The 16,356-nt window shown below is 69.3% G+C and carries 15 protein-coding genes and 1 pseudogene; 8 read left to right on the plus strand and 8 right to left on the minus strand.

Translation table 11 applies throughout. The features are described from left to right. Positions 1-281: 281 nt before the first annotated feature. From ACRAKJ_RS26190 to ACRAKJ_RS26200, 3 genes and pseudogenes are all read right to left on the minus strand, one after another. Positions 282-1,754 carry a YibE/F family protein gene (locus ACRAKJ_RS26190; protein ID WP_438922215.1) on the minus strand — a complete coding sequence of 491 codons (1,473 nt, stop codon included), beginning with the start codon at positions 1,752-1,754 and terminating at the stop codon, positions 282-284. 310 nt (positions 1,755-2,064) lie between these two features. Continuing rightward, a pseudogene (locus tag ACRAKJ_RS26195) lies at positions 2,065-3,219 on the minus strand (cytochrome c oxidase subunit I); the annotation flags it as partial. Next, the gene (locus ACRAKJ_RS26200; protein WP_438922214.1) at positions 3,195-3,416 is read right to left on the minus strand and encodes a hypothetical protein; all 222 of its coding nucleotides are present in this window, start codon (positions 3,414-3,416) and stop codon (positions 3,195-3,197) included. The gene ACRAKJ_RS26200 and the pseudogene ACRAKJ_RS26195, both read right to left, overlap by 25 nt. A 95-nt stretch (positions 3,417-3,511) precedes the next feature. Between ACRAKJ_RS26200 and ACRAKJ_RS26205 the strand changes: the two genes are divergently transcribed. Continuing rightward, positions 3,512-4,096, plus strand: coding sequence for a TetR family transcriptional regulator (locus ACRAKJ_RS26205; RefSeq protein ID WP_438922213.1), 585 nt, complete (start codon positions 3,512-3,514; stop codon positions 4,094-4,096). A gap of 91 nt (positions 4,097-4,187) precedes the next feature. Here ACRAKJ_RS26205 and ACRAKJ_RS26210 read toward each other — a convergent pair whose 3' ends face one another. The 3 genes from ACRAKJ_RS26210 to ACRAKJ_RS26220 are packed head-to-tail and all read right to left on the minus strand — an operon-like array spanning position 4,188 to position 6,684. Continuing rightward, positions 4,188-4,769 carry a hypothetical protein gene (locus ACRAKJ_RS26210; protein ID WP_438922212.1) on the minus strand — a complete coding sequence of 194 codons (582 nt, stop codon included), beginning with the start codon at positions 4,767-4,769 and terminating at the stop codon, positions 4,188-4,190. Positions 4,770-4,782: 13 nt separating this feature from the next. Then, entirely contained in the window at positions 4,783-5,943 is a 1,161-nt protein-coding gene (locus ACRAKJ_RS26215; protein WP_438922211.1) for a transglycosylase SLT domain-containing protein, read from the minus strand. 51 nt (positions 5,944-5,994) lie between these two features. Beyond that, positions 5,995-6,684 (minus strand): VTT domain-containing protein, encoded by a 690-nt coding sequence (locus ACRAKJ_RS26220; RefSeq protein WP_438922210.1) that lies wholly within the window; start codon positions 6,682-6,684, stop codon positions 5,995-5,997. Positions 6,685-6,891: 207 nt separating this feature from the next. Between ACRAKJ_RS26220 and ACRAKJ_RS26225 the strand changes: the two genes are divergently transcribed. The 7 genes from ACRAKJ_RS26225 to ACRAKJ_RS26255 all read left to right on the plus strand — a co-directional run bounded on the left by ACRAKJ_RS26225 (position 6,892) and on the right by ACRAKJ_RS26255 (position 11,359). Continuing rightward, on the plus strand, positions 6,892-7,698 hold the full coding sequence (locus ACRAKJ_RS26225; protein WP_438922209.1) for a DUF3152 domain-containing protein: 807 nt from the start codon (positions 6,892-6,894) through the stop codon (positions 7,696-7,698). A gap of 29 nt (positions 7,699-7,727) precedes the next feature. Next, positions 7,728-8,555, plus strand: a complete 828-nt coding sequence (locus ACRAKJ_RS26230; RefSeq protein ID WP_438922208.1) for a hypothetical protein — start codon at positions 7,728-7,730, stop codon at positions 8,553-8,555. Then, positions 8,549-8,746: a hypothetical protein gene (locus ACRAKJ_RS26235; protein ID WP_438922207.1), complete on the plus strand. Its 198-nt coding sequence runs from the start codon at positions 8,549-8,551 to the stop codon at positions 8,744-8,746. Before ACRAKJ_RS26230 ends, ACRAKJ_RS26235 begins: the two co-directional genes overlap by 7 nt. A 145-nt stretch (positions 8,747-8,891) precedes the next feature. Further along, a complete protein-coding gene (locus ACRAKJ_RS26240; protein WP_438922206.1) occupies positions 8,892-9,284 on the plus strand; it encodes a hypothetical protein in 393 nt (130 codons plus the stop codon). 81 nt (positions 9,285-9,365) lie between these two features. After that, positions 9,366-9,998, plus strand: a complete 633-nt coding sequence (locus ACRAKJ_RS26245) for a DUF305 domain-containing protein (RefSeq protein WP_438922205.1) — start codon at positions 9,366-9,368, stop codon at positions 9,996-9,998. 57 nt (positions 9,999-10,055) lie between these two features. Then, entirely contained in the window at positions 10,056-10,409 is a 354-nt protein-coding gene (locus ACRAKJ_RS26250) for a BlaI/MecI/CopY family transcriptional regulator (RefSeq protein WP_438922204.1), read from the plus strand. Beyond that, positions 10,406-11,359, plus strand: coding sequence for a M48 family metalloprotease (locus ACRAKJ_RS26255; RefSeq protein ID WP_438922203.1), 954 nt, complete (start codon positions 10,406-10,408; stop codon positions 11,357-11,359). Before ACRAKJ_RS26250 ends, ACRAKJ_RS26255 begins: the two co-directional genes overlap by 4 nt. A 4-nt stretch (positions 11,360-11,363) precedes the next feature. On the opposite strand, the gene ACRAKJ_RS26260 is transcribed toward ACRAKJ_RS26255, so the two are convergent. Together ACRAKJ_RS26260 and ACRAKJ_RS26265 are read right to left on the minus strand one after the other, a co-directional pair. Beyond that, positions 11,364-14,987, minus strand: coding sequence for a DUF4082 domain-containing protein (locus ACRAKJ_RS26260; protein ID WP_447008702.1), 3,624 nt, complete (start codon positions 14,985-14,987; stop codon positions 11,364-11,366). Further along, on the minus strand, positions 14,921-16,192 hold the full coding sequence (locus ACRAKJ_RS26265; protein ID WP_447008703.1) for a N,N-dimethylformamidase beta subunit family domain-containing protein: 1,272 nt from the start codon (positions 16,190-16,192) through the stop codon (positions 14,921-14,923). Before ACRAKJ_RS26265 ends, ACRAKJ_RS26260 begins: the two co-directional genes overlap by 67 nt. Between the last annotated feature and the right edge of the window lie 164 nt (positions 16,193-16,356).

Consider the following 16,356-nt stretch of genomic DNA (forward strand, 5'->3'; position numbering starts at 1 on the left):
ACTTCCTGATCCTCGACGCCGCCGCACAGGTCGGCTGCCCCTGGCTGCGGCGGGGACTCACTGCGGCTGTTCGCCCCCGCCCGACACAGCCGCAATCGTGGATCCGCCCTGTCGGGCTAGGTCGGGCACGACGCCGCCTTGCTCGGCACGCACCTGGACCGCCACCTCGTCGACGGCGCTGTCAGGGCCGCTTCAGCGCACCCTTAGGATATCCAGAGCTGACCCGATCGTGCTCGACCGACCTGTCGTCACCCCGACACCCCACACCCGGATCCGCCTCGTCATCCCGGTCCCGTACGGCGCAGCGACGGTCGGTCGTCGGATTCTTCTCGTGCGGTCCGTGCCCGCCGCGATCGCGTTGTCGCTGGTCCTGCCAGCTCGCTGGCACCGGGGCGTCGCCAGGGGCGCTTGGCCGGGTCGTAGCCGGTGCGCAGGTCGCCGGTCACGCGCTTGCGCCACGCCGGTTCGGACGCGGATTCAGCAGAGGACGCCCCAGAGGACGACTTCCCGGGGGACTCCGCGCGGGATTCCGGGGCGGACTCCGATTCGACGCCGGCCGGCACGGGTTCGCGACCGGCCACGAACGCGGCCAGGGCGGTGGTGATCGGCACGGCGGCCACCAGGCCGATGCTGCCCACCAGGGTCCGCACGACCTCCTGCGCCACCTCCTGCGCGGTCAGGATCTCGCCCAGGCTCCGCCCGGACAGCGAGAACGCCAGCAGCAACGGCAGCGCCGCGCCCGCGTACGCCATGACCAGCGTGTTCACCACGGACGACAGGTGGTCGCGGCCGATCCGCGACCCCGCCGCGTACAACTCGCGGAACCCCAGCCCCGGGTTGGCCCGCCGTAGCTCCCACACCGCGCTGGTCTGCGTCACGGTCACGTCGTCCAGCACGCCCAGCGCGCCGATGAGCGTGCCCGCCAGCAACAGCCCGCGCGTGTCGATGCCGTGCCCGAGCAGTGACACCAGGTTCGCGGTGTCCTCATCGAGCCCGGTCAGCTTGGCGGCCGCGGAGAACAGCGCGCCCAGCACGCCGATCAACCCGAGGCTCGCCAACGTGCCCAGCACCGCGGTGGACGTCCGGGCGGACAGCCCGTGGGTCAGGTACAGCACCACGAACATGATCAGCCCCGCGCCGACCACGGCCACCGTCAGCGGGTTCTCACCGGCCAGGATCGCGGGCAGCACGAACAGCACCAGCACCACGAAGCTCAACGCCAGCGCGCCCAGCGCCGCCAACCCCTGCCAACGCCCCAGCAGCAGCACGGCCACCGCGAACAGCACGGCCAGCAGCAGCAACGGCACCCCGCGCTGGAAGTCGGCCAACTGGTACGACGTGCTCTCCCCGGGGTTGCCCCCGCCGTAGGACAGCACCACCGCGTCGCCGACCGCGAACTTCGGCGTGCCCGGCTGGTCCGGCACCGGGACGCGGATCTCCCGCCCGGCTGCCGCGCCGTCGCTCATCTTCACGGTCACCAGCACGCACCCGGTGGCGCCCGGCTCGGTCGCGTCCGGCCCGCATCCGCCCTGGACCACGGCGGTCACGTCGCCGCGCACCGGCACCTGCGCCAACCCTGCCGCCGCACCCGTGGGCTGGTCTCGTCCGAATGGATACAGCAGGAGCGTGCCGACCACGGTCGCCAGCACGAACGGCAGCAGCAGGACCAGCAGCAGCTTGCGCACCGGCTTGGAGGCGGGCTCGGCGGGGCCGTGCCCGTGGCCGTGGGCGGCGATCAGGTCCTTGACATGCACGTGTACATACTGCCCGAACCACCTCGACCGGGCGCATCCAGACAGTTCGCCCGCCGCACAGGTCCAGTGGTCGACGACCTGACCGGCGACGCGGCCACTTTAGTATTCGGTATCCAGGGCGGCCACGCCGTCGTGGCGGCGTACGTCGACAGCGTCATCGGGCCGGTGCGGGCGGTGCCCGACTTCCGCTTCGCCCGCCGCTCCCCGGAGGCGGGAATCCGTGGGCACGTGGGTGAGGAGTCGTTCCGGCAGGGGCACAGCGCAGCCGATGGGGGTTGCTGCTGCCCGCACAACCGCCGCGTCATTTGCCCTACTGGTTCCGCTCACCGGTCTCTTGCTCGCGATGGTGTGGAGGTGTCGGGTTCTCGCGGTCGGTGGCGGCCAGCACGGCCTCGGTCAGTTGATCCGCAGGGGTGCTGCGCCCCGGCCGCTTGACCAGGGACACGTGTGCTTCGTCGCGCATCCGCTGCACCATGTGCGGGTAGTGCAGCTCGAAGGCCGGCCGCTCGGAGCGGATGCGGGGCAGCTCGGTGAAGTTGTGCCGCGGCGGCGGGCACGAGGTCGCCCATTCAAGTGAGTTGCCGAAGCCCCACGGGTCGTCCACAGTGACGACTTCGCCGTAGCGGCAGCTCTTGAACACGTTCCAGATGAACGGCAGCGTGGACGCGCCGAGCAGGTAGGCGCCGATGGTGGAGATGGTGTTGAGCGTGGTGAAGCCGTCGCTGGGCAGGTAGTCCGCGTACCGGCGTGGCATGCCCTGGTTGCCCAGCCAGTGCTGGACCAGGAAGGTGGCGTGGAAGCCGAGGAACGTCGTCCAGAAGTGCAGCTTGGCGAGACCTTCGTCGAGCATCCGGCCGGTGATCTTCGGGAACCAGAAGTAGATGCCGGCGTAGGTGGCGAACACGATCGTGCCGAACAGCACGTAGTGGAAGTGCGCCACCACGAAGTACGTGTCCGAGAGGTTGAAGTCGATCGGCGGTGATGCCAACAGGACTCCGGAGAGCCCGCCGAAGAGGAACGTGACCAGGAAGCCGACGCTGAACAGCATCGGTGACTCGAACGTCAGCTGCCCCTTCCACATCGTGCCGATCCAGTTGAAGAACTTGATGCCTGTGGGCACCGCGATGAGGAAGGTCATGAACGCGAAGAACGGCAGCAGCACCGCGCCGGTGGCGTACATGTGGTGGGCCCACACCGCCACGGACAGCACCGCGATGCCCAGCGTCGCGTAGACCAGGCCGTTGTAGCCGAAGATCGGCTTGCGGCTGAACACCGGGAAGATCTCCGACACGATGCCGAAGAACGGCAGCGCGACGATGTAGACCTCGGGGTGGCCGAAGAACCAGAACAGGTGCTGCCACAGGATCACGCCACCGTTGGCCGGGTCGAACACGTGTGCGCCGAGCCGGCGGTCGGCGAGCAGGCCGAACAACGCGGCCGTCAGGATCGGGAACGCGATGAGGAGCGCATATGGCGACCGGGACCGTGATCACTGGCGAGGCCGGTGAGCTGCGCGACCACGACCAGCAGGACCAGGATGCCGACGATGATCGTGGACACCTTCACCCAGCGCGGCACCCTGGGCGGTGTGTGCGAGCGCGGTCCGCGGTCGGGCGTGACGCGGGTGTCGTCGCCGCTGGACGGATCGGGCGATGTGTTCACCAGGGACCTCCTCGGTCGTTGCACCGAGTTTATTGAGACACTGTGTCGCTGTCTGACGGAAGCGTCACAGGGTCGTCGTCACGTATACTGCGAGCGTGTCCAGGCTATGGAGCGACACGATCGACGCGCACCGCCACACGGTGCGGGAGGCGATCGTCAACGCCACCACGGAACTGGTGGGCGAGCAGGGACTGCTGTCGGTGACCATGTCGAAGATCGCCGAGAAAACCGGGATCGGGCGGGCGACGCTCTACAAGTACTTCCCCGACGTCGAAGCGATCCTGCACGCCTGGCACCAACGGCAGATCGCCGATCCCCTCCGACGACTCACCGACATCCGAGATCAAGCCGGCGACGCCCGCAAGCGACTCGAATCCGTCCTGCACGCCTACGCGCGCATCTCCCGCGACCGGTTCTCCCACGACCATCCCGGCCCTCACCTCGCCGCGCTGCTGCACCAAGGCATGCACGTCACCCAAGCCCAGCAGCACGTCCACGGCCTGATCAAGGACCTGCTGACCGAAGTAGCGGCGACCGGCGACCTCCGGGACGACGTCGCACCCGGCGAACTCGCCGGCTACTGCGTCCACGCCCTCGCGGCAGCCGGCAGCCTGCCATCCGAGACCGCGGTCCGCCGTCTCGTCACGGTCACCCTCGACGGCCTGCGACCGCCGCACTGACGTGCGCCAGCGCAGATGCCTCGCCAGCTGTCCAGTCCCCACACATGCCTGACGTCGCTCCGTTCGCAACGGCGTCCCGGCGTGTCGGCCCCTACCGGTCGGCAGGCTGAAGGCGTGCGGATTCCTGGGTGACCAGCCACCGGCCGTCCGGTTGCCGGTGCAGCACGAGAGAGCTGTCCTGGGCCGGCTTGTCACCGGCCTGCCACGTGCCGCGTAGCGCTATCGCGCCCCGGTTCTCGTCGACCGTCACCACGTCGAGTGACAGCACACCGGCGACCGACACCTTGTCGTCCCCGACCACCTTGCCCCTGGGGTGGTCGGGGTTGTCCGGTGCGAGGTACGGCAGCACACGGCGGTTGACGCGGCTCACCTCCTCCGGTCGAACGGTGTGCGCGGCAACCAGGTATGCCCTTGCGACGGACGTGGGATCGGTGAAGTCGACGCCCGGTTCGGCGGGAGGGATGCCGGATTCGGGCGGCTCGACCGGGACGGCGGCAGCGGACCTCGCGTCCGGGCCGGGAGGCTGCTCGTCCACCGAGGTGGTCGAGGCGGACGGCTGGCCGGTGGGCGGGCTTCCCGCGCCGGGGTCTTCGTCGTCCAGTGTGGAGATGAGCAGGACTCCCCCGACGAACAACGCCACGAGCACGACTCCCCGGACACTTCCCGATGCCATCACCACTCCCCGGTCACGCGGCGAAGCTGATGTGCAGGTGGTCGTAGTGGCCACCGGTCGGGCTGCTCACGTCGTACACGCCCGCACCCGTGTACCGCTCGCCCCACCCGTCCTGATCACCGGTGGAGGGGTCCCAGTACCGCGCTTGCCAGATGATGTAACGGATCTTCAGTGGACCCGCGTACGCTCGCGCCCACGCCGCCACCCGCCACCCGGCGACAAGCTGTTCACCGGCAGGGAAGACGCCGAAGCGATCCGGGAACACGTCGCACGCACGCCCGGTCGGGTGGTCGCTGGTGGGCGTTTCGGGACGCGCGCCCCAACAACTCACCGACGCGATCTGCCCGCCGAACGCGGACCGGATCTGACCGAGCGCGTGCGCCGTGCCGGCAGTCAGACATCCCGAGGTCGTCGGGTCGTCCACCACGCATCCGGTCACCGGCCCGGTGTAGGCCACCGGCGCGGGCAGTCCCGCCAAGTCCGCTCCCACGGGGACCGGGCCCGCCTGGTCCGGTGTGGAGCCGACAGCCGCGCATTCGCGCTCGTACCGCCGGATGTTGTCGAGGTAGCGGCGGATGAGCGACACGCACTGCGCACCACAGTCCACTTCACCGGGTTCCGGCATGCCGGTCCGGCTGAACAGGACCCGTCCGCACCCGGCGATGTGGCAGACGCTCATCGCGTCGTGGGGTTCGATCGACTTGCCGGTCCGCTCGACGTGCGCGGTCATCGCCCGCAGGTTGCCGCACAGGAACTTCAGCCCCAGCCGAAGGTGGATCACCGGGTTGAAGATGTCCGCATCGGCGGTCGGCGGCACGCTCGCCCACCGTTCACCACCGAGGCTGATCCAGTTCGCCTGGTTGATCTGGAGCAGACCCGCCGCGCCCCCGTTCACGTCGTTGCTCCACGCCCCAGGTCGCCACCCCGATTCGGCCTGCACCTCGGCGACGACCCGCAGCGGACTCAACTCGGGGCAGTTCGCCGCGACGAAGGAGTCGATCAGGGGCGCGGTCTCACGCGCCAGCGCGGGCAGTTTCCCGATTTCGAACGTCTGCTGCCACGCGGAAGTGCTGTCGGAGGTCGCCTGATTCGCCTGGGGAAAGAAGTTGGGGGCGAAGAGGAAAGGGATCGCGAGAAGTAACGCACCGCCCGCAGCGCACAGCAACAGGACCACGTGCGGTGGTCTCATCGCGCCTCCCCCACCTCCCCCGGCAACAACTACCCGTCATAGTAGTTGACGATCGACAGCCGGCGGTGCCGCCCGACGGAGTAGTAGCCCGCCCCACACGACACCGACGACGGCCAGCACGAGCCAGGCCGCCGCTGCCGCGATCGAGCGGGGTGAGTCGAGGGCGAGCGCGGCGTCGCCGAGGGTGGCGGCCAGGGCGGTGGTCGGTACCAGGCCGAGCGCGGTGCCGGCGGCGAAGGAGGTCGGGGCGACCGCGGTGACGCCGGCGCCGTAGTTGGACACCGCGAACGGGATCACCGGGAGCAGGCGGAGCACCAGCGTGGCGGCCAGGCCGTTGCGCGCGAAGACGGCGTCGAGAACCCGCAGCCTGCCGGACCCCAGCCAGCGCGCGACGGACCGCCGCCCCGCCAGGCGGCCGATGAAGAAGGCGATCAGCGCACCGACGGTGAAGCCGACCACCGCGACGACCAGTCCGGGCAGGATGCCGAACAGCAGGCCGGACGCCGTGGCCAGGACGGGTTTCGGGAAGAACGCCGCCGTGCCCACCGCGCACAGCAGGAAGAACACGAGCGGAGCCCACAGTCCGTTGCCGGCGACCCAGCTGCGGAGCTGCTCGGGCTCGGGCAGGTCGACCAGCACGGCTGCGACGGCAAGCCCGAGGACCACGACGGCCAGGCCGACCAACCGCGCGTGCCGCACCGTCTCCCCCGAACCGCTCCCGTGCACAACCCTTACCGCCGCGAGCGGCCTACTATGAACTATCGTAGACGATGTGAGGTCCTGGTCGTGATGAAGCCGCAGCTCCGCGAACGCGCCAAATCGGACCCGAGACGGCGCTCCGACCAGCCACTCGTCGCCCGACCCCGGCCGGCTGACGGCCACCGAGCGGCCAAGCCGCGCCGGCGCTCAGCCCGCAGCCAGGTCGCGGCGGCGATGAGCGTGCTGCTCCTCGCGGGGCTGACCGTCGTCGTGGTGCGCAAGACCGTCACATCACCTCCACTGCCGGTCCAAGTCGCGGCGCCAGCCGCCGCCGACGCCCACGAGGACGGCGGGCACCCCTCCCCCGGCCGCACTCCCCCGGCACCCAACCCCGATCCGGCGCTGTTCGACGCGGCCACCGCCTCGGCCGAGCTCCCGCCCGGCGGGGAGTTCACCGCACAAGGAGGCAAGAAGTGGACGGTGCTCCCCGGCACGGCAGCGGCCGTCGGCGGACCGGACCGCGTCACCTACACGATCGAGATCGAAGAGGGCGTGCAGCTCGTCGGCGGCCCCGAGGGCTTCGCCGCCGACGTCACCACCATCCTCGCCGACCCGCGGGGGTGGATCGGCGACGGGCAGACCGGGTTCCAGCGGATCGACAACGGCAAGCCGGACCTGCGCATCAAGCTCACGTCGCAGCTGACCACGCGTGAGGTCTGCGGGTTCTCGATCCCGTACGAAGGGTCCTGCGCCACCACCGACGTCGTGACCATCAACGTCGCCCGGTGGGTGCGCGGCGCGGTCTCGTTCCAGGGCGCGCTGGTGGAGTACAAACAGTACGTGGTCAACCACGAGGTCGGGCACGGCCTCGGCTACCCCCACAAGTCGTGCCAGGAGAACGGCGCGCTCGCCCCGGTGATGATGCAGCAGTCCTGGGGCGTCTCGAACGACTACCTGACCGCGCTCGGCACCGATCGAGTGGTCGCGGACGGCAAGGTGTGCCGGCCCAACGCGTGGCCGTACCCGACCGGGGGCCGCTGAGGCGCCGTCCCGGAATGGAGGCTCCGCACATGGTCACGACCGAGGAACGGACGACCGCGTCGCCCCGGTTCGACTGGGCGGTCGCCGGCGGCTCGACGTTGCTGTTCGGAGGCGTCGTGCTCGACGGGTGGGCCCATCACAACCTCGCCTCGGCCCTGGAAACGTTCTTCACCCCGTGGCACGCCGTGTTGTACTCCGGTTTCGCCGTGGTGGCCGCGGTGCTCGTCATTCCTGCTGTTCGCTCTCGGCGATCAGGACTGCGGCGATCCCTGCCCGACGGTTACCTGCCGTCACTGCTGGGGGTGGCGCTGTTCCTCGTCGGCGGCGCGGCCGACCTGGCCTGGCATCTCGCGTTCGACATCGAAGTCGACCTGGAAGCCGCGCTGAGTCCGACGCATCTGTTGTCGTTGACCGGCGGCGTCCTCGTGTTGTCCGGACCGCTGCGATCCGCGTGGCGGACGCATCCCGGCGGGAGCGCTCCGCTGCCGGCGGTCGTCTCCCTGGTGCTGACGTCCTCGCTCATCGGGTTCTTCGCCGAGTTCGGCAGCGTGTTCAACACCCTGTGGCCGGCCGGACGCAGATGCCCGGCGCGGTCGAACTGCCGCCCGAGGGGGACAGTTGATCGGTGTGTCGAGCGTGATGCTCCAGAGCGCGGTGATCGCCGGGACGCTACTCCTCCTGCTCCGCCGCTGGAGCCCTCCCTTCGGCACGGTGACCGCGCTGTTCACGGTCGAGATCGCGATCGGGTGCCTGGTCCACGGAACCCAGCAGTTGATCCCGGCCGTGCCTGCCGCGGGCCTGCTCGCCGACCTGCTCATCGCCCGCGCGACCGGCGTCCGGGCGGGTGGTCGTGCTGAGGATCGTCAGCAGCGCCGTTCCGCTCGTGCTGTTCGCCCTGTACTTCCTCGCCCTGGCGCTGACCGACGGGGTCACCTGGCCGGTGGAGCTGTGGACCGGCTCGATCCTCATCGCGTGCGCGACCGGTCTGCTGACGAGCTACGTCACGGTCCCGTGGCGCTCGGCGGTGGAGCACGGCCGCAAAGAGTGAGAGCGAATTCGATTCCGCTACGGAAAGACGACGACTTCGGTTCAGATGTGATTCACCACATTCCACATCCGCATCGAAACGTACCTCTTCGGCGTGAACAAAGGCCCGCCCGGTGCGCGTCAGGTGATTTGTGTATCGTGATGGCGTGCTCTATCGCGTCCGCATCCGAGCCTCGCAGTGGGCCTTGGTGTGGGCTGTCGCGTTCGCCGTGGTCGGCATGCACCACCTCGGCACGCAGGAGCCGGCCGCGCACCCGACGGCCGCCTCGGCAGCCGTCACCGTGGTCGACTGCTGCGCGCACGGCGCGTCCGAAGAGCACGCTCCGGCCCCCGGCGGCCAACACGACATGCTGCACCTGTGCCTGGCGATCCTGTGCGCGGTACTGGGCCTGACGCTGACCCTTTTTACTCTGCGCGGTCGGGCAATCACGGAACGTTTCAGCTCACTGCGGACGCGAGCGGTGCGGCCGCGTCCCCCTCCTCCGAGACCGGGTGGCGCTCGGGCGCTGCTGGCCAACCTCTGCGTCTTGCGGCTGTGACAGGCGGCGCGTGACGTCCGATCAGGACGCCGACGCGACGCCACACGACCGACTCGATCTTCAACACCCGCAGAGGACATCATGACCAGGAAGAATCTGGTCGGGACGGCGCTTGCCGTCCTGACCACCGGACTCGTGCTCACCGCGTGCGGCAACGGCTCCGACACCGGCTCCGGCGGCCACGACATGGGCAGCATGACCGGGACCACGAGCACCACCAGCGCTGCCGCCGCGCCGGCGGGCGAGCACAACGACGCGGACATCACGTTCGCGCAGGGGATGATCCCGCACCACCAGGGCGCGCTGGAGATGTCCAAGCTCGCCGAGGGACGGACGTCCAACGCCAAGGTGCTCGACCTCGCGTCGCGCATCGAGAAGGCGCAGGACCCTGAGATCAAGACGATGACCGACTGGCTCAAGGCGTGGGGCGCCGAGGCGCCCAGCACGGGCATGCCCGGCATGGACCACGGCTCCACACCCATGCCCGGCATGATGAGCCAGGCCGAGATGGACATGTTGAAGCAGGCCAAGGACGCCGACTTCGACAAGATGTTTCTGGAGATGATGATCAAGCACCACCAGGGCGCGATCGAGATGGCCCAGACCGAGCTCCAGCAGGGCTCCAACGCCGACGCCAAGAAGCTCGCCCAGCAAATCATCGACTCGCAACAGGCCGAGATCACCGAGATGCAAGGCCTGCTCCAGACCGGCTGACGCCGATCGAGTACCGCTGCCCTCGCATCACGCTTATTATCCCCGGTAGGAGGCGTGATGCGAGGGCTCGGCGAGTTGGAAACCGCGATCATGGACGTGCTGTGGCGCACGTCCGAGGCTAAGCGGGTCCGCGATGTGCTTGAAGCGATCACCAAGGAACGCACGCTCGCATACACCACGGTCATGACCGTGTTGGACAACCTGCACCGCAAGGGCTGGGTGGTCCGCCACATGGAGAGCCGGGCCTACCGATACCAGGCGGCGATGAGTCGGGACGAGGCCGAGGCCAAGGCGTTGCGGGAACTGCTGGACACGGCAGGCAACCCGGAGGCGGTCCTGATGCACTTCGCGCGAACGGTGTCCGCACGGGAGTCCGAGGTGCTGCGCAAAGCCCTCGATGGAGAACCATGATTCTCGCGTTCGCGCTCGTCCTGGGCGCCCTGGTCGTCGGCTGGGCGGCCCCACGGCATTTGCACAGGCTGACCACGAGCCGGGTAGACCCGGCATTGGGGATCGCCTGGTGGTTCCTGACCTGCCTCGGCGTGGCCGCGACCGCGGCGGCGGGCGTGGTGATGGTGCTGCTCCCGGAGCACGGCCCGGCCAGGTGGGTGTTGGAATGGCTGCACGGGTGCTGGACCGCCGTGTCCCACGGCGGCATGCCCCGTCTGGACGACCTGGCGGGCCTCCTCGGCACCACCGTGCTGCTGGCCGTCGCGGCCAGGGTCGGCATCGGCGCGGCCCGACGACGTGCCGCCTCCCGACGTACGCACCGCCGACAACTGGACCTGCTCCGGATCGCCGCACGCGAGCAACCCGGCCCCATCCCGGTGCTGTGGCTCGACCACGACCAGCCGCTGGCCTACAGCGCCTCCGGCACGCCGCCGTTCATCGTGGCGAGCCGCGGGCTGGCCGACCGGTTGTCCGACGCAGAGTTGGACGCCGTGCTTGAACACGAGCGTGCCCACATCCACGGACGTCACCACATGCTCGTCGGGCTCGCCGAAGCCCTGGCCTGGGCGATGCCGTTCGTGCCGCTGACCCGCCAAGCGCCGGACGCGATCCGAGTACTGGCGGAGATGGACGCAGACCGCCGTGCCGCCGCACGGCACGGCGCGGACACCGTGCGCGACGCGTTGCTCCGGATCGGGGCCGGCGGCGCACCGGCCGGGGCGCTGGCGGCAGCCGATCACGATGTCGCACTGCGACTCGAACGGCTGGCGCGCACGCACCGGACCCCTCTCGTGCGCCGCGTCGGCGCACTGGTGACGGTCGCGGTCGCGGCGACCAGCCTGCCCGGTCTGGCCGGACTGGGCCTGCTGGTCGCCACGGCCGCGATCTCCTGCCCACTGCTGCCGATGTGATCGGCTACCGGGTGAGCACGACGTCGACCCAGTAGTGGTTGGCCCCGAACGAGGTGTTCGGGAACCCCGTGCCCACCCGGTAGACGCCGTTGGATGAGTTCTCGGCGTTCGCCGGTGCGGTCAGCGGTGAGCTGGTCACCGTGTAGCCGCCGAAGTAGCCCTGGTTGATCGCGTACCGACCGGTCGTCGTGGTGTACGAGGCGATGTAGCCGGTCCCGACGGTCATCGGCACGGCGGTGGCGAAGGTCAACGTCTGCCAGCCGGTGGCGGTCTCGTTCGAGAACGTCCCGGTGGTCAGCAGCGTCCCGTCGAGCGACCACAGCGAACCGGTGTGCGTGCCGGTGTTCCCGATGCCCTTGTAGAACTTCACGCCCGTGACCGAGCCGCCGGCGGAGGACGCGAACCGGACGCCCAGCTCATAGGCACCGGTGTCCTCCGCCGCTGTGGTCGTCGGGACGGTGGCCGCGCTGAACAGCGAGCACGGGCAGGTCTGACTCGCCGTGCTGGTGAACGACCACGTGCTCGCCGACGCCGAGAGGTTGCCGTTGACGTCCGCCGCCCGCACGGTGGCGGTGTACTTCGTGGACGCCGCGAGCCGCGCGGCCGGTGTCCAGATGACCGTCTGCTGGTCGGCGGAGCGGGTGACCGCGCCGGCCAGCGTGGCGCCGCCGGGGTCTCGGACGGTGACCCGGGTGTTGGTCAGATCGATCGGCTCGTTGAACGACGCGGTGGCGGTGCTGGTCAGTGCCACGTCGACGGCGTCGGGCAACGGTGTGCGGCCGGTCATCACGGGCGCGGTGGTGTCGGTGTTGGGCGTGTAGACGACGTCGACCCAGTAGTTGTTGCCCTGGTAGGTCATGGTCGGGAACCCGCCGCCGGGCTGGAACACGCCGTTGGGGTTGCCGTCGCCGTTGCGCGGCGCGGTCAACGGCCCCGCGTCCACCCCGGCCCGCTGGAAGTAGCCCTGGTCGTTGGCGTAGCTGCCGGTGGTCGTGGTGTAGGAGGCGGTGTAGACCAGGCCGGGCGCCACCGTCACCGGGGTGGCGAACGTCAGGGTCTGCCACCCGGTGTCCGACTCGACGGTGAAGGTGCCGGTCGCGAGCCGCTGACCGGTCGCAGACCACAGCGAGCCGGTGTGCGTGCCGGTGTTGCCGGCACCCTTGTAGAACTTCACGCCGGTGATCCGGCCGCTCTGCGTCGGGCTGAACCGCACGCCCAGCTCGTAGGAGCCGCTGTCCTGGGCGGATGTCACCGCGGGCGTGGTGGCGGTGCTGAACAACGAGCACGGGCACGACGCCGTGGTGGTCGTGGTGAACGACCACGTCGCCGCGCCCGGCATCGCGTTGCCGTTGGCATCGGCGATGCGGAAACTCACGCCGTAGGTCGTGCCCGGCGTCAACGCCCCCGACGGCGTCCAGGTCGCGGTCCGCTGGTCACCTGACAACGAAACCGTGCCGGTGAGCTTCGCCCCGGCAGGGTCGGTGAGCCAGACCTGCGCGCTGGCCGGGTCGACCGGCTCGCTGAAGGTCCCGGTCACCGATGTGGTCAATGCGACGCCGGCCGCGTCGACCGCCGGGGTGCGGGCGGTCAAAGTCGGCGGGGTGGTGTCGCCGTTGAGCCCGTTGCGGTACACCACGTCCACCCAGTAGTTGCCCGCGTTGTACGACGAGGTCGGGAACCCTCCGCCGTAGCGGTACAGCCCGTTCGGTCCGTCGGCTCCGTTCGCGAGCGCGTGCACCGGACCGTAGTCCGCGCTCGCTCCGGCGAAGTAGCCTCCGGTCACGGCGTAGCGGCCGTTGGGTGCGTAGTAGGACACGATGTAGGTGGTGTTGGCTTGCACGACGACCGGGGTGGTGAACGTCAGGGTCTGCCAGCCGGAGGAGGACTCGCCCGTGAACGTGCCGGTGGACAGGAGCAGCCCGGTCGAGGACCACAACGACCCGGTGTGCGTGCCGGTGTTGCCGGCGCCCTTGAAGAACCGGACGCCCAACACCTCGCCCTTGCCGTCGAACCGCACCTTCGTGCCCACCTCGACCGGCGCGGTGTCGCCGGAGGTTTCGGCCGCGGGGCGGGTGAAGTCGTCCCACACCGTGCAGGGGCACGTCGCGGGCCGGGTCGCGCCGGTGGTGAAAGACCACGTCCACTGGCTGGTCTGGTTGCCCGCCGAGTCGGCGACGCGGACCGACGCCGAGTAGGCGGTGCGGGGCAGGAGCGCCGCACTCGGGGTGAACTGCGCGGTCCTGCCGTTGCCGGTCACCGAGGTGGTGCCCGTGATCGCGCCGCCGGGCCCGCTGACCGCGAACTGCACCGAGGTCGGGTTGACCGCTTCGTCGTAGGTCGCGGTCAGCGTGGGGTTCAGCGCCACGCTGCCCGCGCCGCTCGACGGCATGGTGTTCACCAGGTCCGGCGCCCGGGTGTCCGGACCCGTGTCCGGCGCCCACAGCACGTCGACCCAGTAGTTGCTGTCCACCGAGGTGCGGTCCGGGAACCCGGCGCCCGACCGGAAGACCCCGTTGGGTCCGTCCACTCCGGCCTGCAAGCCGGTCAGCGGCTCCAGGTACTTCGACTTGCGGCTGAAGTACTCCGTGTCGACGGAGTACTTGCCGGTCGGTGAGAAGTACGAGGCGACGTACGTGGTGTTCGCGGTGACGGCGACCGGCACAGGGAAGGCCAGCGTCTGCCAGCCCGATGCCGTCTCAGCGGTGAACGTGCCCGTCGCCAACTGCTGCCCCGTGGACGACCACAAGGTGCCTGTGTGCGTTCCGGTGTTGCCCGACCCCTTGTAGAAGCGGACTCCGCGCACGTAGCCGTCGCCGTTCGCGCGCCACTTCACGCCGAGTTCGAGTGAGCCGCCGTCCGCGTTGTCCGGCACGGCCGGTGCGTCGGCATTCGTCCACAGGCCGCACGGACACGTCCGGGCCGCCACGACGGGTGAAACCGACACCGGTGCTGAAAGGTTCAACGAGTCGTCCACCGCCCGGACCCGCAACTGCGCCGGACCGGACGCCGACGGGGTGTAGGTGTAGCTCCACGACGATTGACCGGCCTGCCACACGGCCGGGTGCCATCGCGCGCCACCATCGGTGGATACCTCCACACCTCCGACCTGGCCCGCAGCGTCGGTCACCGTGCCGGAGAAGGTGTGCGGAACGCCCACGGTGGACACCGCGGGCACGTTGGTGTAAGCGACGGTCGGCGCCTGGGTGTCCGTGATACCGCCCGACTGGACCAGACCGGCCATCAACGTGGTGGCCTGCACGCCCATGTCCGCGAGGAAGTTGATCGTCGCCTGCTGCATCCGAACGTCGGCCGTCGGCGTGTTGGTGAGGAACGCGTGCTCGTTGTCCACGCCCCACGCCCACTGCACCGTTCCCGCGCCGAACACCAACGATCCCGACGGGTGCCGGTAGTAGGTGATGGCGTGGGTCTCGGTGCCGGAACCGTACACGTCACCCCAGTTCTTCAACCCGTAGACGCCGGCCAGGTACACCGACGTCCGCGACATCTGCGCCACACCAGGGGGTTGAGATCCGTTGTCCGGTACGGTGTTCCACTCGTACCCTAGCGTCCCGGCTCGAACGTGTAGGTCGATCCGGCGGCCATGGTCTGCAGCGACGTGTTGCGCCACAGTCGCATCTTGCCGTAGGCGGCAGGCACCTGGAGTGAGTCTTCGCGGCGACCGTTGACGGTGAAGATGTTGCCCAACAAGGCGTTCTCCGGCCGACCGCCATCCTGTGGCGGGCTGTAGCGGGGATCGCGCCACGTGCCCGTCCAATCGGCGAGCCCGTCGTTCTGGGTTCCCTTGGTCTCCTTGAAACAGGCCAGCGTGCGCCAGTCCGTCTGCGAGGGGTCGATGGACTTCTCCCACCGGGTCTTCCAGAAGATCTCGTTGGCGGTCAGGAAAGCCAGGTGCACGCCAGCCTCACGGGCTGCCTCGACGTTCGCGCGCTGCTCGTTCGACCAGTACTCGTCGTGGCCGACGGCCATGAACACCTTGTGGTTCTTGATCAGCTGTCCGCGGCGAGCCGAGTCCACGTCGGTGGTGTAGCTCAGGTCGTACCCGTTGCGCTCCAGGAACCGAAGCATCGGGTACTCGGCGTTGAAGACGAAGTTGTCGTCGCCGTCACCTCCGGTGTAAGGCCGGTTGTAGCTCACCTTGTACGCCTGGCCACCCTGACCGGGGCCGTCACCGAAGTACAGGCTGTTGCCGCCGTACCGGTTGTAGGCCACCCACGTCGAGTCCGAGGTCTGGAAAAGGACCCTCGATCTGCTCGCGTCATCGCGGATCACGAACACGATCTCGTTCAGAGCACCGGTGTCGTTGCGCTGCACCCGTGCGTAGTAGATGCCCGAGACCGCATCCGCCGGAACATTCCAGCTTACCGACACCGCCCAGTTGCCGCAGTCGATCAACGCGGTCGGGCCGTCACGCAGGCATGGCGGCTGGTTCTGCGCGGAGCTCCGCGACACCGATCCCACGAACCGCGCGCCTTTGCCCGCGTAGTAGCCCAACCGGTAGATATCGAGCCGGTAGGATGTCGCGGTGGTCTGCATCTTGAAGTCGACGCGGCCACCGGGTAGCGCGCTGATGTCCGTGGTGTAACCCACGATCGAGTCGTTGCGCACGGGCACCTGCCAGTTGTCCGCCCCCGCCTTGGTGTTCTCGCACGCCACCTTGTTGACCACCGGCGCATCACACGGTGCGGCATTGGCCACGTGAGGGGCGATGGTGCCGATGACGACGGTGACACCGAGTGCGAGCGCAAGCGCGACGACCAACCGCAGGAGTCTTGCGATGAGCATCGAGCGCAGCGGCACCTGCGGTGTCGTCATGACGGGTCACCTCTCCGGGGCATCAACAGTCCGTGACGCACTGACTACTATGACCCGTAGTAGAAAGCCGTCACCGCAGAAGTCGATCGCAACGCGCGGGGCGTTACAGCGAAGAGCGATTCGATGTGCGCGGTGGACCTATCGGAGTCGCCGGCCGGCGAGGC

The organism is Saccharothrix sp. DSM 118769 (genome assembly GCF_052936295.1).

Coding starts and splice junctions, on each gene's coding strand:
- ACRAKJ_RS26250 (WP_438922204.1), top strand. CDS start 10,056: ATGCGAGGGCTCGGCGAGTTGGAAACCGCGATCATGGACGTGCTGTGG.
- ACRAKJ_RS26210 (WP_438922212.1), bottom strand. CDS start 4,769: ATGGCATCGGGAAGTGTCCGGGGAGTCGTGCTCGTGGCGTTGTTCGTC.
- ACRAKJ_RS26265 (WP_447008703.1), bottom strand. CDS start 16,192: ATGACGACACCGCAGGTGCCGCTGCGCTCGATGCTCATCGCAAGACTC.
- ACRAKJ_RS26230 (WP_438922208.1), top strand. CDS start 7,728: ATGGTCACGACCGAGGAACGGACGACCGCGTCGCCCCGGTTCGACTGG.
- ACRAKJ_RS26225 (WP_438922209.1), top strand. CDS start 6,892: ATGAGCGTGCTGCTCCTCGCGGGGCTGACCGTCGTCGTGGTGCGCAAG.
- ACRAKJ_RS26245 (WP_438922205.1), top strand. CDS start 9,366: ATGACCAGGAAGAATCTGGTCGGGACGGCGCTTGCCGTCCTGACCACC.
- ACRAKJ_RS26255 (WP_438922203.1), top strand. CDS start 10,406: ATGATTCTCGCGTTCGCGCTCGTCCTGGGCGCCCTGGTCGTCGGCTGG.